The sequence below is a fragment of the Nocardia sp. NPDC004860 genome (assembly GCF_040609015.1).
GTDB lineage: Bacteria > Actinomycetota > Actinomycetes > Mycobacteriales > Mycobacteriaceae > Nocardia.
The window spans coordinates 1-23,636 of record NZ_JBEXJI010000051.1; the positions used below are offsets into that span (position 1 = coordinate 1).

Here is a 23,636-nt window from a genome sequence, read left to right on the forward strand (position 1 = left end):
CCGGCGCGGTTTTGGGCTCCCGGGGTTTGTGGCGCCCATTCCCCCCGGGTACCGTTTTTGTGGGGGGCCCCCCCGCCCCGGGGGGCCCGGCCACTGCTCTTCCGGGTCCTATCGAATTCCAGTTGCTATTTCTTGACGTCCACGTGTGCCACCCACTCGTAGACGGGCAGACTCCCCTCCGGAGTGTCCTGCCAGCGTGACGTCACTTTGTAGCGCTCGTACCCGTCCCCGAACGCCACTCGCAGCTCGACGCCCGGTGGCGTGATCGGGACGATCCGCGTTTCGAGGCCATCCGGCCCGCCTTCGAGTAGCGCCAAGGGTGAGGTACTCATAGCTGAAGGCTCTCACATCTGTACGGGTCACCCAATAGATTCAGCGCAATCGGCGAGCCGCCCGAACAAGCCGCCCGTGAGCGGGGCGAGGCCGGTTTCGAACGGTGCGAATCGGTGTCAGACGAGGCCGAACTGGCTCAGCAGGCCGCTCAGCAGGCCGCCGATGATCGGAATCTTCGAGGCGCTGCCGGTGCCCATGCCGCCCACCGGAACCGCGGTCACGCTGACGCCGATGGTCTGGGCGTTGTTGCTGGTGCTGCTGCCGTCGTCACTCGCGATGAGCGTGTACGTACCCGCCGTCGTCGGGGTCCACTGGTAGGTCGCGTGACCGCTGGAATCCACCGGAGAGGCGCCCATGTACGTGGCTGCGCCGCCGGACGGGCTTGCGATCCAGAAGCCCACCTGGCTGCCCGCGTTCGCGCCGCCGACCGACGCCGTCAGGGTGTAGGTGGTATTGACGTGCGCCAGCCCGGTCCCGGCCGACAGCCCGGTGACCTGTGCGGAGGCGGCCGGTGCGGCGGACAGGACCGCCAGGGCGGTCGCGGCGGTGGCCGCGCCGCCGATGATCGTGTGCCGAATTCGAAGGGTAGCCATTACTGCTTCGCTCCCAAGCTCTCATTTTCGAAATTGAAATGAGATGTTTTCACACACGAGGGCGGGTCGCAATGGCCGGCGCCGAATCCCGCCATGGCGCGCACCGAAACAGGCGCGGCTACAACGGCAGTAGATGGTGTTTGCGGGGATTCTCCGGAGTCTTCTTGTCGCGCAACAGGTGCAGGGCGCGCCGAATTTCCAGGCGGGTGGTGGCGGGCTCGATGACCGCGTCGATATAGCCGCGTTCGGCCGCCACCCACGGCGTCGCGACGGTGGCGTTGTAGAACTCGATCATCTGCTTGCGCATGGCCGCGCGCTCCGGCTCGGGAGCCGCCGCCAGGGTCTTGGCGCCGATGAGCGACACCGCGCTCTCCGCGCCCATGACGGCGATCCGGGCGGTGGGCCAGGCCAGATTCACGTCCGCGCCCAGCTGTTTGGACCCCATGACGGCATAGCCGCCGCCGTAGGACTTGCGGATGACCACGGTGACCTTCGGGACCGTGGCCTCCACGAAGGAGAAGATGAACCGGCCGCCGCGCTTGATGACGCCGATCTTCTCCTGCTCCACCCCGGGCAGGAAGCCCGGGGTGTCGACGACGAAGACCAGCGGGATCTCGAAGGCGTCGCAGAGCCGCACGAAATGCGCGGCCTTGTCCGAGGCGCGGGCATCGAGCGCACCGGCGTAGACCAGGGGCTGATTGGCCACCACGCCGACCGTGCGGCCGTCCACGCGGCTGAAGCCGCAGATCACGTTCTTGCCCGCGGCCTCACCGAATTCGTGGAACGCACCGTCGTCGAAGATCCGGAGCAGGATCTCGTGCATGTCGTAGCCGGCATTGTCGGCGTCGGGGACGATGCCGTTGAGTTCCAGGTCGGTGTCGGTGATCTCCGGTTCCAGCCCGGGATTCACCACCGGCGGCAGCTCCGTGCAGCTCGACGGCAGATAGCCGAGGTACTCGCGCACCCACTCGAAGGCGGCGGCCTCGTCCGGGGCGACGTGGTGGATATTGCCGTACTGGGCTTGGGATTTCGCGCCGCCGAGCTCCTCGAGGCTGACATCCTCACCGGTGACCTCGCGAATCACCTTGGGCCCGGTGACGAACATGTAGGCCGCTTCGGTGGCCACCACCACGTCGGTATTGATGGGCGCGTAGACCGCGCCGCCCGCGCAGCTGCCCAGGATCATGGAGATCTGAGGCACCAAGCCGGACAACGGTTCCTGACGCCGGCCCAGCTCGGCGTACCAGGCCAGCGAGGTCACCGCCTCCTGCACGCGGGCGCCGCCGGAGTCGTTGATGCCGACCACCGGGCAGCCCATCTTGGCCGCGAATTCCAGGATGCCCGCGACCTTGCGGCCGAACATCTCGCCGACCGAACCGCCGTAGACGGTCTGGTCGTGCGAGAAGACGGCCACCGGGCGGCCCTCCACCAGGCCGTGGCCGGTGACCACGCCATCCCCGAAGAGGGCGGCCTTGTCGCCCGGATTGCGCACCAGCGCACCGACTTCCACGAAAGTCCCGGGATCCAGCAGCATCTCGATGCGGTCGCGGGCCGAGGGAATTCCCTTCCTGGCCCGCTTGGCGATTCCCGCTTCTCCCGCCGGCTCCCTCGCGATGTCGAGCTTGTGTCTAAGGTCGGCGAGTTTGTCGGCGGTGGTGCTCACTGGACACTCCTCTCGGCAAAAACCTACTTTCCCAGAACTCGTGTCGTCGTGGTGCTATTTCGTTGTGGTGTCGATTTCCGACAATTTCTTGGTGAGATCGGCGCCGATGGTGGCGATCCGGGGCTCGTCGATGATCTGGATGTGATCGCCCGGAATGTGGATGATCTCCAGATTCGGAATGTGTTCCTGCCAGCCGCCGTTCGGCCGCCGGTCCGCGAAACGCGGTTCCAGCTCGATCATTCCGTCGTGGTAGCGATCGGCGAGGTAGAGGGCGACGGCGCCGTCGTACTTCGACGGCTCGATCTTCTGCAGCTCCTTGCTGTCGATCCACGAGGTGCGCTGATGCTCGATCACGCCGCCCGGGATGTCGACCCCGGCGAACTTCAGCAGCTCCATGATGATGTCGATCTGCTCCGCGTCGGACGCCGCGGCCAGCTCCTCGAGCTGCTCCTGATCGAGTTCCCCATTGAAGCCGTAGGTCTTCTGCGCGAACGCCTGGTAGCGGCGGATCCGCTCCACCCGCTCCTCGGGGGCGTCGCTGAAGGGCTCGACCGGAATGGCCAGGTCGATCAGGCCGACGTGCCGGACGTCCGCACCTTCGGCGCGCATGATCTCGCCGACCTTCAACGCGAACACCGCGCCCAGCGACCAGCCGTAGAAAATGTACGGGCCCTCCGGCTGCCGCTTGCGAATTTCCGAAATGTACTGGTGCGCACGCTCTTCGATGGTGCCCTCGACCCGTTCCAGGCCGTACATCGGGGTCCCGGCCGGGAGCCGGTTCAGCAGCGGCTCGTACACCAGGGTGTTGCCGCCCGACGCGTGGAACACGAAGACCGGCACCGCATTCGAACCGGCCTCCTGCGCGCGCAGCGTGCGCACGAAGCCCTCCAGATCGGAGCTCTTGCCCTGATAGCGGACAACGACCTCGGACAGCTGCTCGATGGTCTTGCAGGCCCGCACCTCGGCCGGGTCGACCTCGGCCTTGACCCGCTCCGACAGCCGGGCCACCAGCTTCTCCAGCGTGGTGTCGTCGATCTCGGGCAGCGGGTTGAAGATGCCGCCCGCCGTCTTGCCGGTCACCAGCGCCCAGGTGGCGAAGGCGAGTCGCTCCTCGCCATTGCGCGGGGGCACATTGTCGGCGTCGGTCTCGGCGATCGGCGCGGCGGACTCGTGCTCCGCGACGCTCTCCCCGGCCTCGGCCACCACATCGGTGGTCTCGGTCTTGGGCAGCAGCGCGGCCGGGTCTTCGCCGGCGGCCATGGCGGCCCGCGCGGCGGCGATGAAGTCGGCGTCGACGGTGATCTCCTCACCGGCGGCCTGCCGCGCGGCGATGTCATCGAGCCGATCGCGGTGCTCGATCGCGTACCGCAGCACCTTGCCGACCTCGAGCAGGCTGGCATCGCGCACGGCCTGGATCTGCAGCTGCGGAATGTCGAACTCGTATTCCACGCGGTTCTTGATGCGCATGGCCATCAGCGAATCCAGACCCAGCTCCATCAGCGGGATCTCCATCGGGAGATCCTCGACCGCGTAGCCCATGGACTCGGCCACGATGATGGCGAGGCGCTGCTCGATGGTCTGCGTGCCCTTGGGATCCCAGCGCTCGCCGGGGGCCGCCTCGACTACTTCGGCAGCGGGAGCCGCCTGGACGGCCGCGACCGGCTGTGCCACAGCCGATTCCGGCAGCGGTGCGGCCAGGGGTCCGTGGGTGGGGAGAGACGCAGTGACGACGGCGTCGAAGAGCGGGCGGAAGGCATTGCCCTCCTTGGCGTGCACCGACACCGACGCGCCGCCCGGGTGGGGGGTGAGCGTGGTGGTCAGCGTGCCGGTGGCAGGGACCGCGCCGTGCGCGATGGACGCGCCGACGGTGACATCCGAGAGCACCTGCGCGGCAGCGGCATTCACCAGTGCGGCCAGGTCGGTGACGGCCGGGGCCTGCACCTCCCAGACGTGGCGGCCGTCCGGCAGCGCGACGTGCGCGCCCGGGACACGAGCATTGCCCGCGCCGCCGCCGAAGCCGCCGGTCACCTTGGGCCAGTACTGCTTGCGCAGGAACGCGGTGCGCGGCGCGGCGGCGAAGTCACCGGCGGGCAGCAGCGAGGGCAGGTCCACCTTGTGGCCGTGCACGTACAGCTGTGCCAGCGCGGAGATGACGCCCGCGGCCTCGTCCTCCTTGCGCTTGAGGGTCGGGATGAGTGCCGCATTGTGCACGCCCGCCGCGAAGGTGGTGCCCAGGACCTGCATGAGCGCAACGGAATTCGGCGCGAGTTCCAGGAAGGTGGTGATACCGGTGTCGACGGCCTGCCGGATGGCGTTGGTGAAGTACACCGAGCCGCGCATGTTCATGACCCAGTAGTCCACGTCCTGCACGGGCGCGTGCCCGGCGCGGTAGACGGTGTCCTTGTGGACGGTCGAGTAGAGGTCGCGCTTGAGCTTGGTGGGCTCGATGCCGGCCAGCTCGGCGGCGAGTTCACCCAGCAGCATGTCCATCTGCGAGGTGTGGCCCGCGCCGCGGGTCTGCAGCACACGGGCGAACTTGCCCTCGGCCTCGGCGCGCGCCACGATCGCGTGCACCTGGTCCGGCATGCCGCCGATCACCGTGTTGTTGGGCGCGGCGTATACCGCGACCTCGATCTCGGGGAACTCGGTCTCGACGAGCTTGGTGATCTCCTCGGCGGAGTACTCCAGCAGCGCCATATTGCGGACCTGGTCGTCGGTGAGCATGGCCTCGCCCTCGGCCATCAGCCGCGAGCGCGCGCAGATCACCCGGACCGCGTCCTCGAGCGGCAGACCGCCCGAAATGTACGCTCCCGCAACCTCACCCTGGGAGTGGCCGACCACGCCCTCGGGCTCGGCGCCGTGCGCGCGCAGGATCGAGGCCAGACCCACCTGGATGGTGAAGGTACCGACCTGGCCGGTGCCGATGTCCCAGTCCATGGAGTCGTCGAGGATCATCTCCTTGACCGAGTACCCGGCCTCGTCCATGACCAGCTCGTCGACCTGATCGACGGCGTTACGGAAGATCGAGTTCTCGGTGTAGAGCTGCTTGCCCATCTTGCGGTGCTGCGCACCGAAACCGGCCATCACCCACAGCGCGCCCTTGGCGGCGGGGGAATCGGCGGTCCAGACGCCAGTGCCCGGCTTGCCCTCGGCGATGGCCCGCAGGCCCGCGATGGCCTCGTCATGGGTCTTGGCCACGACCACGCCGCGCGAGCGGCCGTGGTTGCGCTTGGCCAGGGTCCGGGCCACATCCGCCAGCGGAGTCGCCTGTCCCGCTTCGGATTCCAGCCAGTCGGCCAGATCCTTGGCGGCGCGCTTACGCCGCGACGGCAGGTAACCCGACACCGGGAGGATCAGCGGCATCGGCTCTTCGCGATTGCCCCACTCCGGCTCCGGCGCAACGGTTTCGGTGATGGCCTCGGCCGCGGCGATCACGTCGGTGGTCTCGTTGTCGAGGCCGGTGGTCTCGGAAGCCTCCGCTGCGGCGAGGGCCGGCACGTACTCCTGGATGACCACGTGCGCATTGGTGCCACCGAAGCCGAAGCCCGAGACGCCGATGGTGGCCTTGCCGCTGTAGCGCGGGAATTCGGTGGGCTGGTCGGTGACCTTCAGGTGCGCCTGGTCGAACGGAATGAAGGGGCTGGGACCCGCGTAGTTGAGGTGCGGCGGAATGACGTTGTGCTGCAACGCCATGATGACCTTCGCGAGAGCCGCGGCGCCGGCCGCGGCCTCCAGGTGACCGAAATTGGTCTTGGCCGAACCCAGCAGGGCGGGCTTGTCGGCCTCACGGCCCCGGCCGATGACGCGGCCGAGCGCATCCGCCTCGATCGGGTCGCCGATGGGGGTGCCGGTGCCGTGCGCCTCGATGTAGTCGACCTGGGACGGCGGGATTCCGGCGTCCCGGTAGGCGCTGCGCAGTACATCGGCCTGCGCGTCCGGGTTCGGGGCCAGCAGGCCGTTGGACCGGCCGTCGCTGTTGACCGCGGAGCCCTTGACGACCGCGTAGATCGTGTCGCCGTCGCGCTCGGCGTCGGCCAGCCGCTTGAGCACGACCAGACCGCCGCCCTCGGAGCGGACCATGCCGTCGGCGTCCGACGAGAACGCCTTGATGTGACCGTCCTTCGACACGCCGCCATTGGCGTCGAAGGCCAGCGTCGCGGCCGGGGACAGCAGCACGTTCGTGCCACCGGCCAGCGCCAGATCGGCCTCACCGTTGCGCAGCGCCCGAACGGCCTGGTGCACCGCTACCAGCGAGGACGAGCACGCGGTGTCGACGGCCACCGACGGGCCGCGGAAGTCGTAGAAGTACGAGACCCGGTTGGGGATGATGGCCGAGACACTGCCCATGATGCCGTAGCCCTCGGCCGAGAGCGGCGTGCCCGGATCGGTGTTCCCGACCGCCATGCCCGCGAGGAGCATGAACTCGGTGCTGGTCGAACCGATGAAGACGCCGACCTGCTGACCCTTGAGGGTATTGGCGGGAATCCTGGCGTGCTCCAATGCCTCCCAGGTCAACTCCAGCGCCCACCGCTGCTGCGGGTCCATGCGCTCCACCTCGACCGGCGAGTGGGCGAAGAACTCGGCATCGAAGCTCTTGAGGACGTCCTGGTCGAGGTAGCCGCCCTTGGTGTTGGACTTGGCGATCTGCTCTACCAAGCGCGGATCGTCGAGGAACTCCGACCAGCGGCCCTCGGGTAGGTCGCGAATCGCGTCACCGCGATTGATCAGGAAGTCCCAGGTGGATTCAGGCGTATCGCCCGCACCGGGCAGGCGGGTGGACAGACCGACGATGGCGACATCGTGCGCCTGGCCCGGCTGGAAACCCTGGGTGTAGAACGAGTCGTCAGCCACGTCGGCCGGAAGGTCGGGCTCCCCATTGATGATTCGCTCGGCCAGCGAGGCGATGGTCGGGTGCTGGTAGACGATGGTCGCGTTCAGCACGACCCCCGTCAGCTCCTCGATATCGCCACCGAGTGCGAGGGCATCGCGCGAGGCCAGGCCGAACTCCTCCATCGGCCGGTCCACGGTGATGTTCTCGATCGGCTGCCCGGTCGCGTCGGCGACCCAGCGGCACAGCCATTCCCGCAGGTCGGCCACCGACATGTCGGCCGCAGCAGGTTTCTGCGTGGCCGCGCCTTCGGCCGCCGGTGCGTTCTCGGTCGTCTGGGTGGGGTCCGTGCCCTCGTTCTCAGCCATCAGTTCCTCAAGCTACCTGTCTGCTCACGGTGCGCGGCGTTGTTATCGAGACTCTCGCCGTTCCCTGCCCGAACGGCTCTGTCTTCGCGTGCCGGAACGGCACTGCCTTTCATGCATGAATGGCGCGAACCGAACGGGCTCGCGCCATCCAACTTCGAGACGGTCGTCTCACTCCTCGTCTGGTGCATCGGGGAAGGCCTGCTGCGTGTAACCACCACGCAGCGTGCCGCCGATGTACTCCGCCTTGCAGGCACGACGGGCGATCTTGCCGCTGGAGGTACGCGGGATCGAACCGGCCGGAACGAGGAGGATGTCACGCGCGGTGACACCGTGCCGGGACGAGATGGCCGCGCGGACCGCATCCGCGATGGGACCCGGGTCGGCCTTGCCCGCGCCCGGGCCGCGCTCGGCCACGATGACCAGCTGCTCGCTGGCGTCGTCGGCGTCGTACTTCAGGCCCGAATGGCTGTCCTGCGCAAAGACTTCGGCGGGCAGCTGGTTGGCGGGCACCGCGAAGGCGGCGACGAAACCGGGGCGCAGCATGGTCGAGGCCTCCTGGGCGGAGTACTCGAGATCCTGCGGGTAGTGGTTGCGGCCGTCCACGATGACCAGGTCCTTGACGCGGCCGGTGATGTAGAGCTCGCCGTCCACGTAGACGCCGTAGTCACCGGTGCGCAGCCAGATGCCGTCGGCCGGCACGCCCTCCGCGTGGCTGCCCTCGGACAGTCGATGCGCGAGCTGGTTACGGAAGGTCTTCTGGGTCTCCTCGGCGCGGCCCCAGTAACCGATGCCGATGTTGTTGCCGTGCAGCCAGATCTCGCCGACCTGCCCGTCGGGCAGCTCACGCGCGCCCGCGGGCGAGTCGATGGAGTCGCCGTCCACGATGGTCGCCCACTGCGACAGCGCGATGTAACCGCAGGACACCTGGGCGATGGAGTTCTCCGCGCCCTGCTCGACCTTCTTCACGCGACCGGCATTGAGCTCCAGCCGGTCCACATAGATGACCTTGGCCTCGTCCTCGTGCCGGGTGGCCGATACGAACAGGGTGGCCTCGGCCATGCCGTAGCACGGCTTGATGGCGGTCTTGGGCAGGCCGTACGGGGCGAACGCCTCGTTGAACTTCTTCATCGAGGTGGTGGTCACCGGCTCGGAGCCGTTGATCAGGCCGAGCACGTTCGACAGGTCCAGCGACTCGCCCGGCTTGGGCAGGCCGCGCACGGCGGCGTGCTCGAAGGCGAAGTTCGGTGCGGCGGCGAAGGTTCCGGCGCCGTCGGACACCGCGGCCAGCTCGTTGATCCAGCGCGAGGGCCGGCGCACGAACGAGGCCGGGGACATGATGGTGATGTACTTGCCGCCCACGGCGGGCAGGATCACCGTCAGCAGACCCATGTCGTGGTACAGCGGCAGCCAGGTCACGCCGCGCGAATTCTCGTTCAGATCAAGCGCGTTCACCATCTGCAGCACATTGGTGCCGACACCGCGGTGGGTGATCTCGACACCGGCGGGCACCCGGGTGGAGCCGGAGGTGTACTGCAGGTAGGCGATGTCGTCGACCACGATGTCGGGGCGGATCCAGGACTCCCCGACGCTGTCGGGAATCGCGTCGACGGCGATGATGCGCGGGCGCTGGGCCGCGGGCAGCGACCGGAAGAACTGGCGGACACCGGCGGCGGAGGAGCTCGCCGTCAGGATCGCGGAGGGCGTGCAGTCACCGAGGACCGCGTGCAGGCGATCGGTGTGGCCCGGCTCGTCCGGATCGAACAGCGGCACGGAGATGGTGCCCGCGTAGATGGCGGCGAAGAAGGAGATGACGTAATCCAGGCCCTGCGGAGCCAGGATCGCGACCCGATCGCCCCGCTTGGTCACCTGCTGCAGTCGGGCGGCCACCGCGCGCAGCCGCGTACCGAACTGACTCCAAGTGAGGTCCTGGTACTCACCGTCGCGCTCGCGTGAGTAGTCGATGTAGCGGTAGGCCAAGTCATTGGCGTCGTTACCGTGAGTGTGCTTCTCGACGTAGTCGACGAGGGTGCGTCCCTCGGGAATCGTGATGTTCCCCGTTTCGTCGAGGTAATCGTCGAAAGTCTCGTCCATTCCTTCTTCTCCTCCGAGGCACACGCGGCATGAGACGGCATGCATTGCCGCTGTTACCTGTGAGGCCCCGACTCTCTTCGCCCGCGGAAGCTCCATACGAGAGCCAACCTGCAGAATTGTGTTGCGGTCTGCGCGGTGACCGTCTATTGGCTAGATGTTCTCAAACCAGGGACATGTTACAGAGCAGCTGCCCGGCCATGCTTCGGAGCGGCCGAACATCTCCCAGCTCACATCTCTGGACTACGGAATGACCGGCGCGAATGCCTCCAAATGGGTGGGGAGCGCCCCACATAGGACACAACTAGGACTGGATGTGAGTTGCCGCACGCACCGGGTCTCGGCAGTGTCGCAACCCGGAGCACTTTACCGGGTGACCCCGAAACTGGGGGGTCGGTCGGTGGGGGTCACACCGCCGGTGGAGCACCCATCGACCAGGGTGCGCCCGAACGCCTGAGCTTCGCTGCGCGACGGCTTACGTATGTGCAGGGTGCGGAGCGTTTTCGATCAGACCCGACGCCCAGTTCACCGTCCACTCGGTGGCGGTGGTGCCGTTGTCGTCCACCTGGTAGCCGTTGTAGAGGCTGTGCACCGGATTGCCGGCGGCGCGGACCAGGATGTTCAGGCTGCCCAGGATATTGTTCGGGCTCAGCGCCTGACGAGGGGAATCACAGATCAAATCGCCTGCGGCACAGATGGTGAAGGTGCGGCCGGTGAGCTTGCCGTAGCCGCCGCGCGGTCCGGTCATGGTGATACCGGGGACGTTCAGGCCCTTGAGCGCCACCTCCGCGCCCACGCCGGGCGGGGTCGGGCCGATCTCGATGGCCTCGCCCGGATCGCCGACATCGCGGCGGCCGTCGGCGATGGTGGTCACGCCCAGCACCTGGTCCTCGGCCACCGGGCCCTTGCCCGCGCCGATCTGCGCGGCGATATCACCGACGATCACCGCGCCCTGCGAGAAGCCCGCCAGAACGTAAGTGGTGAGCGGACATTGGGCGGCGGTCTGCGCGAGCTTGTCGCTGGCCCGCTTGGCGCCCTCGGAACGGCTGTTGTTGTAGGAGGACTGCCCGTCCGGCGGAATGGCGACCGGATTGGAGAACTGCGCGACGTACGGGACGGTGTAGACCTCGACCCGCTCATCGGGGAACTTGGCCCGGATCGGATTGGAGATGTTCAGCATCAGCGACGCCGGGTTCGCGGCCGGGCTGTAGGGGTCGTCGCGGCTGTTCGACTCCCAGGTGCCCGGCACGGACAGCATGAGCACGTCCGGGCAGGTGGCCGGCTGCGAACTCGGACGGGGCGGGGCCGGCGGCTTGGGGCCGGGCAGCCGCAACCGCCCGGCCAGCAGGTACCACAGCAGCAGCGCCACCACGACCACGATCACGATCGCGGCGATGGCGAGCAGCAGGCAACCCACCGGCCGTGACCGGGTTTGTCCGATTCGGCGTCGCGTCGTCACTTGTTGCAGTAGCTCTTCGAGGCGACGTCGTAGTAGATCTTGCCCGCCTGCTCGACCGTCATCTTGGACGGATCGAAGGACGGATCGGAACCGGCGATCGCGGTCACGTAGGTGATGATCTGATCCTGCGGGGCGTTCTCCGACTTACCCTGGCACACCAGATTGGCCGCGGTGACGGCGATGTCCGGGGAACCCGGGGTGATACCGGCCTTCTTCAGCTCGTCGAGGAAGCTCTTCTCCTTGTCCGACAGCGCCGGGGAGCCGTTCGGGGTGGTGAGGAACTGGCTCGGCACCGGCGCCGGGCGCTCGGCCGTGGCGCTGGGGGTCCCGGCATCCGGCGCGGCCTGCGGAGCCTGCTGATCCGTGGACGGCGCGGCGTCGCCCGGGGTGGCGGACGCGGCGGCCGTGGTCTTGGTCGTGGTGAGCGTGGGCGTGCTCTTGGCGGTCGAGTCGTTGCTACCGCAGGCGGCGAGCAGTCCAGCGGCGGCGAAGGCGGCCACCACGCCGAATACCTTTCCACGGGTACCGTGCATCAATTCGCTTCCTATATCTGTCCAGGGGCAAGAGGTCGCCCCCAGGCTAGCCGCAACCCGGGACGGAGTCCCGGGCCACAACGGAACCACATCCACTTCTTAGGGCCGATTAGGGCTATTTTTGCGGAAAGTCTCAGTTGGGACGGACCTCCGGACCCAGCGCCGGAATGGGCGCGGGCTGCGCGGGATCGGCAGGTGAGGGCTCGGATGCCGGGGACGGAGCCGGAGCCGTGGCAGATGGCTGTGCCGGAGCCGCGGCAGGTGCGGGTGCGGGTGCCGGAGCAGGCGCGGGTGCCGGAGCAGGCGCGAGGGTCGCGGCCGGGGCCGGGGCGGCCGGGGCGGCGGGGGCGGCGGCCGGGGTCGCCGGGACGGGGACCGGAACCTCGGGGGCGGGGGCCGGCGGCACCGGCAGCGGCAGGGCGGGCAGGCCCGGCAGCGGGAATGCGGGCTGCTGGGCGGCCGGCTGGGCCGGGGCCGGCTTGGGCTGCTCGGCGCCGGGGATGGCGATCGGGCGGCCGTCGAGAGTGGCCGCGGCGGCCCGGCCGTCGCGGATGGTGATGGTGCCGCCCTGGAAGGTCTGCTGGGTGCCGCCCGGGGTCGGGCTCTCGTCGGAGATCGGGTAGCCGAGCGGTCCGTTCTCGAATCCGGTTGCGCCCCAGGCATCCATGATCGGACCCGTCCGCACGCCCCAGGCGCCCGAGAGCGGGCTCCAGTAGATATTGCCGCCCTCGAAGCCGGACCAGCGGCCGAAGTCCCGCACCGGCTGCTCACCCGAGGTCGGGAATCCGTAAGGGCTGTTCTCGAATCCGAGCTGCGCGTACTTGCCCAGAATCAGGCCCTGCACCAGGTGCGCGCCGGTCCTGGCGCTGAAGTACATGGGCCCGTTCTCGAAACCCTGTACCGCGCCGTCCTTCTGGGGCGTCCGGGCCTCCTGGCCGGTGGGGTACCCGGCCGGGCCGCGCTCGTAGCCCTGCCTCGCCCATTCGTCGAGGATGGCCCCGCGCACCGCCTGCGCACCGGTCTGCGGGGTCCAGTAGATCGACCCGTGCTGGAACGGCTGCAGTCGGCCACGGCCGTCGGGCAGGCCGCCCTCGCCCGCGATCGGGAAGCCCAGAGCGCTTGCCGCCGTGCCCAGTCCGCCATAGCTGCCGCCGATCGCACCCGCGACCGGCTGGGCGCCGGTGGCCGGCGAGAAGAACACCTTGCCGCCGCGGAAGTCCTGGGCCACGCCGCCGGGCAGCGGGTACTCCGCGGTGAGGCAGTCACCGAGCCAGGAGTTGCCCTGCGTCACCGGCGCGATCGCGCCACCGGTCCTGCAGTCGACGGGGGTCGCGTCCACGCCCAGCGCGGCGCCCGTCTGCGGCCAGGCCTGGCGCATCTCGAAATCCCAGTACGGCCAGGTGTGAGTGCCGGACGGGCGGTAGTTCACCGAGACGGGGATGTTCAGCTGATTGAGCTTGGCCACGAAGTTCTGGGTGCTCAGCCGGGACAGCACCTCGAGGCCCAGGCCCGCGTAATTGCTTGTGATGCCCGGAATGTCGGAGAGCGGGTCGGTCGTGCCCGCGACGCCGTTGCCGCTGGCGACGTAGAGGGCCACGCCCTTGAGCTTGTCGGCCAGCTCGTAGGGGTCGTGTTCCTTCCAGGCCGGGTTGCCCGGCGGGCCGAACATCTTCGCCGAGTCGAAGCCGCCCGCGTCGTGCATGGCGAAATCGACCGCCTGCGGCATACCGAGCGAGGTCAGGGTGAGGAAACCGGAGTAGGAGGCGGCCGAGCGCACCCAGCCGGGATTGCGGGCGGCCAGCATCATGGCCGCTGTGCCGCCCATCGAGAGTCCCTCCACCGCACGCGCATCGGTGGCGCGGAACTGGCTCTCCAGCAACGGCGGGAGCTCCTTCACCAGGAAGGTCTCCCACTTGTAGTTGTGGCCGTTGTCGGGGGCCAGCCAGTCGGCGTAGAAGCTGGACTGGCCGCCGATGGGCAGCACCACCAGGGAATTCTTGTCGGCGTAGAAGCCGGCCGCGCCCGCGTCCTTGGTCCAGCCGTTCTCGTCGTCGGTGGCCCGCAGACCGTCGAGCATGTAGACGACGGGGAACCTGGCGTCCGGCTTGGCGTTCCAGTCACGCGGCAGCAGCAACTGGACTTCGATGGGTGCGCCGGTGGCCGGCGAATTCACCCACAGGGCGACCCGGCGGTCGTTGAGCCACGACATCTTCTGGATGGACGCCGCGGGAGCGGCGGGCGCATCCGGTGCGGCGCTTGCCGGTCCGCACTGCGCGAAAGTGCCCGCGGCCAGCGGAAACAGCGTCGCTACAGCGCATGCCATCCAGCGCACGCGCCTGCTTTTGATCCCACGGACAACTCCAGCCACACAAGTGTTGTACCTCCGCAAGCCCGCCAGTCCCGGCAGGACACACGGAAACGGACCTTTCCACAGCAAACGTCCAGTTGCCGACCCGCCTCCCCGCATCTTCAGCGCACAGCCGAGAGCCGTCGGCGTCCCGCACGCGTGCCGGCGGTCAGGTGGCAAACCGATTTCGGGCGTACCCCCGGAGTTACCCCGACCGCCACGAAATCAGCGGCCGCGTTGGCATACGCCCAGAATCAAACCCCCAGTGCGGCCAGGATGTCGGGGCGGGCGGTGGCCAGCTGGTCCTGCCAGTAGGGCCAGGAGTGGGTGCCCTCGACCTGGAGGTTGTAGTGGGCGCCGATGCCGAGCTGGGTCATCCGGCCCACGAACGAGAGTGTGTTCACCATCGACAGGGCCTCCAGCACAACGGCATTCGCGGTGTTGAAGATGCTGATGGGGGAGTCCGGGTGATCGTGCGGGCCGAGCACGCCCCAGGACGCGGAGATGAACATGGGCAGGTTGCGGAGCTGGGGTGCGAAGACGAACGGGTCCATGCGCAGCCACTGCGGGCTCCACGGCCAGGCCATCGAATCCACATTGAAGCGGCCGGCGTCGAGCATGGCGATGCGGATGGCCTCGCGCATCCCGGGCGCGGAGATGTTCAGGTAGCCCGAGAACGAGGAGGCGTGCTTGAACTGGTCACGGTGATAAGCGGCCAGCGCGAGTGCCGCCGACCCGCCCATGGACAGTCCGGCCACCGCATTGTTGGTCCGGGAGACGCCGTAGCCCTCGAGGAAGGCGGGCAGCTCCTCGGTCAGGAAGGTCTCCCACCGGTAGGTGAACTTCTGCCCGTTGGTGTTCGAGGGCGATCGCCAGTCGGTATAGAAGCTGGACTGCCCGCCGACCGGCATCACCAGGGTGACATTGTCATTGGCGAATTGCTGCAGGGCGTTGGTCTCGAAGCTCCAGGCATTGAAGTCGTCACGGGCGCGCAGGCCGTCGAGCAGGTACAGCGCCGCGTCGCCGCCATGCGCGGCCCACTGCACCTGCACCTTGATCGGGCCCATGCTGGAGGGAACCATCAGCTCCTCGAAGCCGCCCTCGCGGGCGCGGTGCTGAGGATGCGCGGGCATGGCGAGGGCGGGCGCCGCCAGCGCCGGGAGCGCCAACACGGCCGCGACGACCGCGAGGGCGCGCCGCCAGCGGCGTCTGACGCGGGCGCGTCCGGACATCCGAATCGAACCGTGCTGCGGGCATGACGAAGCGCCCTGTACTGCCATAGAGATCGATCTCCTGAACCGCAGGGGGAACCACACCGACGTGACGGGAGTCACGGACAACGGTGCACTCTACCGCCGACCCGGAGGTAATCGGCGGGTATCCGGTTCAGCTGGCGTGTATCTCGGCCCTGCCGTCGTGGAAAACGATGGTGCCGTGCTGGAAAGCCTGCTGCACTCCGCCCGGTATGGGCGTTTCATCGGAGGTGGGAAAGCCGAGTGCGCCAGCGGGTCCCGCCGCGCCCGCGTACGCGCCGCCGATCATGCCGCCCACCGGATGCGCGCCGGTGGCCGCCGACCACACCACCCGTCCGCCCCGGAAGTCCTGCGCCGCACCACCCGCCACCGGATATTCCGCGGTCAGGCAGTCGCCCAGCCACGACTTCGCCAGCGCCACAGGCTGAATCGCGCCCGCGGCGGCGCAGTCCGGCTTGGTCTCCTCCACGCCCAGCGCGGCCGCCGCCTGCGGCCAGGACTGCCGCATCTCGAAATCCCAGTACGGCCAGGAATGCGTGCCGGAGGGCCGGTAGTTCACCTGCACCGGGATGCTGAGCTTGTCCAGCTTGGCCACGAACTGCTGAGAAGAGAAGCGCGCCAGCACTTCCAGCGCCATGCCGACCCAGTTGGTGCTCACGCCCGGAACCCCGGCCGGAATGTCGTGGATGCCCGCCAGGCCACTGCCGCTGGACACATACAGGCTGAGGCCCTTCAATTTTTCCGCGAGCGCGTAGGGATCGTGCGATTCCCATTCCGCGTCGGTGGGCGGGCCGTACATGGCGTCGGCGTTGTAGCCGCCCGCGTCCCGCATGGCGTACGCGATCGCCTGCGGCATACCGAGAGTCGTGAGCGTGAGGAAGCCGGAGAAGGAGGCGGCGTAGCGCACGAATCCGGGATTGCGGGACGCCAGCGCCATGGCCGCGGTGCCGCCCATGGAGAGCCCGGTCAGACCGCGCACATTCGTGGTGCGCCAGTCGCGGTCGAGCAGCGGCGGTAATTCCCTGGTGAGGAAGGTTTCCCACTTGTAGGTCGTGCCGTTGTCGGGCTGCTTCCAATCGGAATAGAAGCCGGCCGCGCCGCCGACCGGCAGCACCACCGTGATGTTCTTGTCGGCGTAGAAGCCTTCCGCCTCAGCGTCTTTGGTCCACCCGCTCTGATCGTCGCCCGCGCGCAGACCGTCGAGCAGGTAGAGCACGGGAAATTTGCTGTCCGGCTTGGCTTTCCAGTCTCTGGCCAGCAGCAGTTGCACCTGGATCTGGGTGCCCATGGCGGCGGAATCCACCCACAGGGCGACGCGTCTGTCGCTCAGCCACACCACATTTCGAATATCGGGTTTGGTGGGCTTCGCCGGTTCACCCGCTGGTGGAGCGCCCCCCGGTTCCGCGAATGCCGTTGCGCCCCAACCGGCAACCCCACCCGTCAGCAAGGCCGTCGTGGCTACCGCGAGCGCGGCCAGCCCTCTGCGGCCGCCTCTCCCCCATCTACCAATTGCCACAGCTGTCACAGTAGGTTTCTACCGCGTCGCGGCGAATGATGGGGAGGCATAAAAGAACCGGCCACCCTGTCGGATGGCCGGTTCATTCGTTCACGCTATCGCCGGGGCGAGCAGCGGTCGTTCCTACTAGGCGAGACCCAGCGCGCTCAGCATCTGCGGGCGGGCCTTCACCAGCTCGTCGTGCCAGTAGCGCCACTTGTGGGTACCGGTCGCGGTGAAGTCGAACTGGGCCGGAATGTTGATCTGCCCCAGCCGCGCCTGGAAGGCACGGGTGTTCACGCTCGCCAGCGCCTCCAGCGCGATGGCGTTACCGGTGTTGAAAACGTCTGCGGCGGAACCGACGCCGTCGTACGGGCCGGGGATGCCGTTACCGGACGAGATGTACATCGGCAGACCCTTGAGCTGCGGCGCGAACACGAACGGGTCCATGCGCAGCCAGGCCGGGCTCCACGGCGCGGCCATCGAGTCGACATTGAAGCGACCGGCGTCCAGCATGGCCAGGCGGATGGCCTCACGCATGCCCGGCGCCGACAGGTTCAGGTAGCCCGACATCGAGGTGGCCTGCTTGAACATGTCGCGGTGGTAGGCGGCCATCATGAGGGCGGCCGAACCGCCCATGGACAGCCCCGCGATGGCGGTGTTGTTGCGCGAAACGCCGTAGCCGGAAAGGAAATCGGGGAGTTCCCTGGTCAGGAAGGTCTCCCACTTGTAGGTGTACTTCTGACCGTTGGTGTTGGACGGCGACACCCAGTCGGCGTAGAAGCTGGACTGACCGCCGACCGGCATGATGACGTTCACGTCGTCGTTGGCGAAGATGCCGGGGGCGTCGCCCTCATCGGCATTGGCCCACGCATTGCGATCATCGCGGGCGCGCATGCCGTCGAGCATGTAGACCGCGGAGCTGCCACCGTTCTTGGCCCACTGCACCTGGACCTTGATCGGGCCCATGCTGGACGGCACCATCAGCTCTTCGAAGCTGCCCGGAATACCGCGGTGCATCGGGCCGAACGCCGGGGCGGCCGAGGCGATGGACGGGACGGCCAGGGAGGCGGTCGGGACCGCGAGTGCCGCCGCGGTGACGGTGGCCGCGACAAGCCGTGTGCGCCAAGCACTCTGCGCACGGCGTCGCGACGAAACTCCTCCCGGCACGGCAGACCTGCCGAAACGCATGGATATTGCTCCTTCTCTACCGCAGCACTGCGCTGCTGCGGTGTCTTAAGTTGTCAATCGCGTACCCCCGGCATGACAAAGCCATGCTCGGACATGCGCAATCACCGCTCACAGCGAATCCCGACACTTCCCTGTGAGTGAAGCGCTACCACGGGTTGGTCACACTTGCTCGCTGGAGGGTATTCGACGCTCCGAGCGGTTGGCAAGGCCACGCTAATGAGTGGCTGGTTCAGTGAATCAACTCAGTCACTATCGCATACGACCGTAATGGTGCGGTGACCATATCGCGAATCCCCCGTGATGTCGCGGCAACGTGCAAATCCCTTACGCCGCAAGGACGCTTGGCGGTTTCACTCAGCCGAGGTTGGCGCTCAGATCCGGCAGCATCTTGTAGACCTGATCCGACCAGTAGGGCCAGGCGTGCACACCCTCGGAGGTGTAGTCGAACACCGCATTGCTGGGGCCCAGGGAGTCCATGCGCCCCTGGAACGCGCGGGTATTGGTAAGTGCTATGGATTCCAGACCCATCGCAACCGTCACGTTGTACGCGTCCAGCGGGTTTTCCACGACATCCCGCGGACCGGGAACACCGCTGCCGCTGGAGATCCACATCCTGGTGCCGTTGTCCCGCAACATCGGCGCGATTACGAAAGGATCGTTGCGCAGCCACAATTCGCTCCAGGGCGGCCCCCACATGTCGTCGATGTTGAAGCCGCCCGCGTCCAGCAGCGCCGCCCGCAGGGCCTCCCGCATACCCGGGGCCGAAATGTTCAAATAGCCGGAATACGATCCGGCATAACGGAACTGATCCGGATGGTAGGCCGCCAGCACCAGGGCAGCACTGCCACCCATGGACAGCCCGAACACCCCGTTCCCGCGCGGATTGAAGCCCAGCCGGGCGGCCAGCGCACGGCGCAGGTCCCGGGTCAGGAAGGTCTCCCAGGCATACGGCACGGTCTGGCCATTGGTATCGGACGGGGCCACCCAATCCGAATAGAAGCTGGACTGGCCGCCCACCGGCATCACCACATTGATGTTCCACGCGGTGAGCGCCCGCTCGATATCGGTGTTGATCTCCCAGCCGGAAAGGTCGTTGCGGGCACGCAATCCGTCCAGCGCGTACACCACGCGACGGGTATTGCCGTCATGGGCGCGGAAGATGCGCGACTTGATCGGGCCCATGTCGGAATCGACCCAGAAGTCGTAACCGCCCGGATCGAATGACGCATGCGCAGGCGTCATCCCCCCGATTGTCCCAGCCAGCGGAACCGTCACCGTCACAGCCAAAACCGCCAAAACCGCCCGGACCGAACCGGCCATTGACCGCTGCACCCACTCGCGTACCCGAACAGACCGCATCGACTCGCCTTTCACGAGCGTGGTCTCCGATGACCACATCCGAAATGCAGAAGCTGTTGCCGCAGGATCTTTCTTAGGCGCATATTCGGTGTCGCCAGGCGGCGAAACACCCCTCGCGACCAAACCGTGATGGATCACCACCCCGGTGCGAAACACACGACGGCCGCCGTCCGCGAGGACGGCGGCCGCATCCGGGAGTCGGGTCTATCCGATGTGCGCGGACATATCCGGGATCATTCGATAGGCGTCGTCCTGCCAGTTCGTCCAGGCGTGCAGCCCGGTGGCCGGAAAGTCCCAGACAATGTTCTGCGCGCCCAGGCTGAGCATGCGGACCTGGAAGGCGCGAGTATTGGCCAGCGCCAACGTTTCCAGCGGCGCGCCGCGGATCAGCCGGTCGGCCGCCACGCCGAGCGGGATGTTCAGATCGTCGGGCCTGGGCGCGCCACTGCCGGCGGAGATCCACAGCCGGGTGTTGTTGGCGATCAGGGTGGGCGCGAAGACGAACGGGTCCATGCGCAGCCACTGCGGCCCCCACGGCGGGGCCATGGAGTCCACGTTGTAGCCGCCCGCGTCGAGCATGGCGGACCGGATCGCCTCGCGCATACCGGGCGCCGAGATGTTCAGGTAGCCGGAGTACGAACCGGCGTAGCTGAAGAAGTCGGGGTGGTACGCGGCCAGGGTGAGCGCGGCGCTGCCGCCCATGGACAACCCGAACACGCCGTTGCGATACGGGTTGAAGCCCAGGCGGTTCTGCAGCTCCCAGCGCAGGTGGTTGGTGAGGAAGTCCTCCCAGGCGTAGCGGTAGCTCTTGCCCGGGCCGCCGCCCATGGACTCGGTGACGCCCGATCCGGTGCCGTAGGTCGCGGATCCGGTGCCCGGCGCGGCGCCGAAGAACGAGCTGGGCGCATCCCAGTCGGCGTAGAAGCTGGACTCGCCGCCGATCGGCATCACCACATTGATGTTCTGGTCCGCCATCACCTCGGCGACATTGGTGTTGATCTCCCAGCCGCTCAGATCCTGCTGGGCGCGCATCCCGTCCAGGACGTAGGCGACGCGCTGGGTATTGCCGTCGCGAGCGCGCAGGACGCGGGTCTTGATCGGGCCCATGACCGGGGAATCGGCCCAGAAATCGAAGATGGCCGGGTCGAACGCCGCGGTGGCCGGTGGCGATTCGATCACCACCATCAGGGGAACCAGCAGGGCGGCAGCGGCGACGCCCAATACCTTCCGTGTGAAGCCTCGAACCCGCATCGACCCAGCCCTTCTCGGTTTGAGCAGAACATTGATCACGCAGAACAGATCTTCGGTACAACCTGAGTATCGGATGCCCGACTGGGCGTGTCGGGTGCGGTCGCTGCGGCGAGTCGCGAATCGATCCTCAACGATTCGGTACCGCGCCCTCAGCGACACAGAGCCACGCGCAGGCCTCCCAGCCATTTCCGCTGCGTATCCCTGGCGATCCAGGAGAGGGCGTCGAGACATGCGAAAAGCCCCCGCCCGAGAAGGCGGGGGCTTTTCGCAGCGTGGAGAGCCGGCTGTCAGCCGATATTGGCCGAGAGATCCGGCAGCATCCGGTAGACCTCGGCGTTCCAGTTGTTCCAGTTGTGGACACCGGTCGACGGGAAGTCGTAGGTGACGTTGCCGGCGCCCAGGGACGCCATCCGAGCCTGGAAGGCACGGGTGTTCGCCAGTGCGAGAGCCTCGAGCGGCATGCCCTGGATCACCGACATCACGCCCGAGACATCACCCGCGCCGGGAATCGCGCTCGCGGCCGAGATCCACAGGCGAGTGTTGTTGTCCTTCAGGCGCGGCGCGAAGACGAACGGGTCCATGTGCAGCCACTGCGGGCCCCACGGCGGAGCCATGGAGTCGACGTTGTAGCCACCGGCGTCGATCATGGCCAGGCGGATGGCCTCACGCATGCCGGGCGCGGAGATGTTCAGGTAGCCGGAGTACGAGCCCGCGAAGCTGAACTGATCCGGGTGGTAGGCGGCCAGGGTCAGCGCGCCGGAACCACCCATGGAGAGACCGAAGACGCCATTGCGCGTGCGGCTGAAGCCGAGCCGGCTCTGCAGCGCGCTGGGCAGGTCCTGGGACAGGAAAGTCTCCCAGGTGTAGCGGTAGCTCTTGCCGGGGCCGCCACCCAGGATCTGGAAGGCGCCCGAGCCCGACGACGAGCCCGAGGCCGAGCCGGAGCCCAGCTTGGCGGAGCCGGAGGAGGAGCCGGCGCCGTCACCCACGCCGAGCACGCTGCTGGGCGCGTTCCAGTCCGCGTAGAAGCTGGACTGGCCGCCGATCGGCATCACCACATTGATGTTCGCCGCGGTCAGCGCGTGCGCGATGTCGGTGTTGATCTCCCAGCCGCTCAGGTCCTGCTGGGCGCGCATGCCGTCGAGGGCATAGACGACGCGGGAGGTATTGCCGTCGGCCGCGCGGAAGACGCGGGACTTGACCGGGCCCATGGACGCCGAGTCGACATAGAAGTCGAACCCGTCGGGGTCCAGTGCCGCGTTCGCTGTGCCGACGCCGACCGCCGACACCCCGAACGGCAGTGCAATCGCCAGCGCCAATCCGACCACGGAATTCTTGAGCCAACCGCGGGATCTGTGACGTCTATCGCCTCGCATTTATTTGTCCGGCCTTTCCGGTCGTTCGGTCTCACCGTGTGCTCGTAACCACGTTTGAGGTCTCGGCGACCCTATCGTGCGTGGGCCAACGAGACGTTATCGGATCGTGACAAAAGTGACGAGCGCCACTGTCGGCGAGGAATGTGGCGCACATCAGCGCCAGCGTGCGACTCGAGAGTCGAATTCCGCCCCCACAGACTCATACGCATCAACTATCACTCCATACTGCGCGAACCACATTGCGCGACTTCAGCATCCCCGATAACGCAAGGTGAATATCGAAGGCGCGCTGCGACTCTCGAAACTCTCGGAGAATTCACCGCCGATCGGCCCGGCTCACCCGATGTTCGCGGACAGGTCCGGGAGCATCCGATTCAGCTCGGCTTCCCAGTTGCGCCAGTTGTGCACGCCGACGGCCGGGAAGTCGTACACGACATTGCCGCCACCCAGCGCCGCCCAGCGGGTCTGGAAGGCCTTGGTGCCGACCAGGGCCACCGCCTCGATGCCCATGGCCTCGATGGTCGAGGCGTTGATGGCGTCGGTGGACGCGGGCAGGCCACTGCCCGCCGAGATGAACATCTTGGTGCCGTTGGCCTTCAGCTTGGGCGCGAACTGGAACGGATCCAGGTGCTGCCACTTGAGGTCCTTCGGCCCGGCCAGCGCGTCGATGTTGTAGCCGCCGGCGTCCATCATGGCCAGCCGGACAGCGGTGCGCATTTCGGGCAGCGACAGGTCCAGCGCACCGGACAGTGAACCGGCGTAGGCGAATTGGTTCGGGTGGAAGGCCGCCATCATCAGCGCGGAGCCGCCACTCATGGACAGGCCGAAGATGCCGTTGCGAGTCGTGCTGAAGCCCAGGCGATCCCGCAGCGCGTTGGGCAGATCGGTGGTGAGGAAGGTTTCCCACCTGTAGGTGTAGGACTTGCCGGGACCGCCGGAAAGTACCTGGGTGGCACCGGATCCGGACTGCCCGGAGGCGGTGCCCGCCGGCATGCCGAGGAAGGTGCTCGGTGAGTTCCAGTCGGCGTACCAGCTGGATTGGCCGCCGACCGGCATGACGACATTGATATTGGCGGCCGTCAGCGCGTGGGCGATATCGGTATTGATCTCCCAGCCGTTGTCGTCCTCACGCGCGCGTTCACCGTCCAGCGCGTAGACCACCCGGTTGGTATTGCCGTCTGCCGCACGGAATACGCGTGACTTGATCGGGCCCATGCTGGAGTCGACGTAGAAGTCCATCCCGTCCGGACCGAACGCGGCCTGCGCGGCGGGCGCGCCCAGGACCGACAGCCCCATCGGCACCATGGTCGCCAATGCCAAGGCCAGCACCGACTTCCGCAACCAGCTCCGCGCCCCACCCTGAACCGTCACGCCCCGCATATTCGGCCTTCCGTCCGTGCGCCCCGGGCCTCCCTGTCCACCCGCCCGGGTTCGTATTGCGACAACCGTTGCCGCACAGCGGGTTTCTGGTCGGCGTCGGGAGTACTCGCGGAGCTTAT

General features: G+C 67.6%; 13 protein-coding genes and 2 pseudogenes. All 15 read right to left on the reverse strand.

Going from position 1 to position 23,636, the window contains the following annotated elements:
* Positions 1 to 125: 125 nt before the first annotated feature.
* The 15 genes and pseudogenes from ABZV44_RS44330 to ABZV44_RS44400 all read right to left on the reverse strand — a co-directional run bounded on the left by ABZV44_RS44330 (position 126) and on the right by ABZV44_RS44400 (position 23,508).
* Complete coding sequence (locus ABZV44_RS44330; RefSeq protein WP_354851037.1) at positions 126 to 332, reverse strand: DUF5988 family protein; 207 nt, start codon at positions 330 to 332, stop codon at positions 126 to 128.
* 117 nt (positions 333 to 449) lie between these two features.
* Positions 450 to 926, reverse strand: coding sequence for a hypothetical protein (locus ABZV44_RS44335; RefSeq protein ID WP_354851040.1), 477 nt, complete (start codon positions 924 to 926; stop codon positions 450 to 452).
* A 118-nt stretch (positions 927 to 1,044) separates the two neighbouring features.
* On the reverse strand, positions 1,045 to 2,589 hold the full coding sequence (locus ABZV44_RS44340) for an acyl-CoA carboxylase subunit beta (RefSeq protein ID WP_354851043.1): 1,545 nt from the start codon (positions 2,587 to 2,589) through the stop codon (positions 1,045 to 1,047).
* A 54-nt stretch (positions 2,590 to 2,643) separates the two neighbouring features.
* Positions 2,644 to 7,785, reverse strand: a complete 5,142-nt coding sequence (gene pks13 / locus ABZV44_RS44345; protein WP_354851046.1) for a polyketide synthase Pks13 — start codon at positions 7,783 to 7,785, stop codon at positions 2,644 to 2,646.
* Between the two features lie 168 nt (positions 7,786 to 7,953).
* Positions 7,954 to 9,876, reverse strand: a complete 1,923-nt coding sequence (gene fadD32 / locus ABZV44_RS44350; protein WP_354851048.1) for a long-chain-fatty-acid--AMP ligase FadD32 — start codon at positions 9,874 to 9,876, stop codon at positions 7,954 to 7,956.
* Positions 9,877 to 10,348: 472 nt separating this feature from the next.
* The gene (locus tag ABZV44_RS44355; RefSeq protein WP_354851051.1) at positions 10,349 to 11,332 is read right to left on the reverse strand and encodes a cutinase family protein; all 984 of its coding nucleotides are present in this window, start codon (positions 11,330 to 11,332) and stop codon (positions 10,349 to 10,351) included.
* Positions 11,329 to 11,865 carry a DUF732 domain-containing protein gene (locus ABZV44_RS44360; protein WP_354851054.1) on the reverse strand — a complete coding sequence of 179 codons (537 nt, stop codon included), beginning with the start codon at positions 11,863 to 11,865 and terminating at the stop codon, positions 11,329 to 11,331. The genes ABZV44_RS44355 and ABZV44_RS44360 overlap by 4 nt, the downstream gene beginning before the upstream one ends.
* 535 nt (positions 11,866 to 12,400) lie before the next feature.
* Positions 12,401 to 14,188: pseudogene (locus ABZV44_RS44365) on the reverse strand (alpha/beta hydrolase-fold protein); the annotation flags it as partial.
* Between the two features lie 278 nt (positions 14,189 to 14,466).
* Positions 14,467 to 15,444 (reverse strand): alpha/beta hydrolase family protein, encoded by a 978-nt coding sequence (locus tag ABZV44_RS44370; protein WP_354851057.1) that lies wholly within the window; start codon positions 15,442 to 15,444, stop codon positions 14,467 to 14,469.
* Positions 15,445 to 15,637: 193 nt separating this feature from the next.
* A pseudogene (locus ABZV44_RS44375) lies at positions 15,638 to 16,990 on the reverse strand (alpha/beta hydrolase-fold protein); the annotation flags it as partial.
* Positions 16,991 to 17,107: 117 nt separating this feature from the next.
* Complete coding sequence (locus ABZV44_RS44380) at positions 17,108 to 18,151, reverse strand: alpha/beta hydrolase family protein (protein WP_354851060.1); 1,044 nt, start codon at positions 18,149 to 18,151, stop codon at positions 17,108 to 17,110.
* A 354-nt stretch (positions 18,152 to 18,505) separates the two neighbouring features.
* Positions 18,506 to 19,471 carry an alpha/beta hydrolase family protein gene (locus tag ABZV44_RS44385; RefSeq protein ID WP_354851092.1) on the reverse strand — a complete coding sequence of 322 codons (966 nt, stop codon included), beginning with the start codon at positions 19,469 to 19,471 and terminating at the stop codon, positions 18,506 to 18,508.
* A 243-nt stretch (positions 19,472 to 19,714) separates the two neighbouring features.
* The gene (locus ABZV44_RS44390; protein ID WP_354851063.1) at positions 19,715 to 20,761 is read right to left on the reverse strand and encodes an alpha/beta hydrolase family protein; all 1,047 of its coding nucleotides are present in this window, start codon (positions 20,759 to 20,761) and stop codon (positions 19,715 to 19,717) included.
* A gap of 287 nt (positions 20,762 to 21,048) precedes the next feature.
* On the reverse strand, positions 21,049 to 22,137 hold the full coding sequence (locus tag ABZV44_RS44395) for an alpha/beta hydrolase family protein (protein WP_354851066.1): 1,089 nt from the start codon (positions 22,135 to 22,137) through the stop codon (positions 21,049 to 21,051).
* Positions 22,138 to 22,473: 336 nt separating this feature from the next.
* On the reverse strand, positions 22,474 to 23,508 hold the full coding sequence (locus tag ABZV44_RS44400) for an alpha/beta hydrolase family protein (RefSeq protein WP_354851069.1): 1,035 nt from the start codon (positions 23,506 to 23,508) through the stop codon (positions 22,474 to 22,476).
* Between the last annotated feature and the right edge of the window lie 128 nt (positions 23,509 to 23,636).

Excerpts from the sequence above, each read along its gene's own strand:
- ABZV44_RS44335 (WP_354851040.1), bottom strand. The coding sequence starts at position 926 with ATGGCTACCCTTCGAATTCGGCACACGATCATCGGCGGCGCGGCCACC.
- fadD32 (WP_354851048.1), bottom strand. The coding sequence starts at position 9,876 with ATGGACGAGACTTTCGACGATTACCTCGACGAAACGGGGAACATCACG.
- ABZV44_RS44380 (WP_354851060.1), bottom strand. The coding sequence starts at position 18,151 with ATGCGTTTCGGCAGGTCTGCCGTGCCGGGAGGAGTTTCGTCGCGACGC.
- ABZV44_RS44370 (WP_354851057.1), bottom strand. The coding sequence starts at position 15,444 with ATGTCCGGACGCGCCCGCGTCAGACGCCGCTGGCGGCGCGCCCTCGCG.
- ABZV44_RS44360 (WP_354851054.1), bottom strand. The coding sequence starts at position 11,865 with ATGCACGGTACCCGTGGAAAGGTATTCGGCGTGGTGGCCGCCTTCGCC.
- ABZV44_RS44390 (WP_354851063.1), bottom strand. The coding sequence starts at position 20,761 with ATGCGGGTTCGAGGCTTCACACGGAAGGTATTGGGCGTCGCCGCTGCC.
- ABZV44_RS44385 (WP_354851092.1), bottom strand. The coding sequence starts at position 19,471 with ATGGCCGGTTCGGTCCGGGCGGTTTTGGCGGTTTTGGCTGTGACGGTG.
- ABZV44_RS44395 (WP_354851066.1), bottom strand. The coding sequence starts at position 22,137 with ATGCGAGGCGATAGACGTCACAGATCCCGCGGTTGGCTCAAGAATTCC.
- pks13 (WP_354851046.1), bottom strand. The coding sequence starts at position 7,785 with ATGGCTGAGAACGAGGGCACGGACCCCACCCAGACGACCGAGAACGCA.
- ABZV44_RS44330 (WP_354851037.1), bottom strand. The coding sequence starts at position 332 with ATGAGTACCTCACCCTTGGCGCTACTCGAAGGCGGGCCGGATGGCCTC.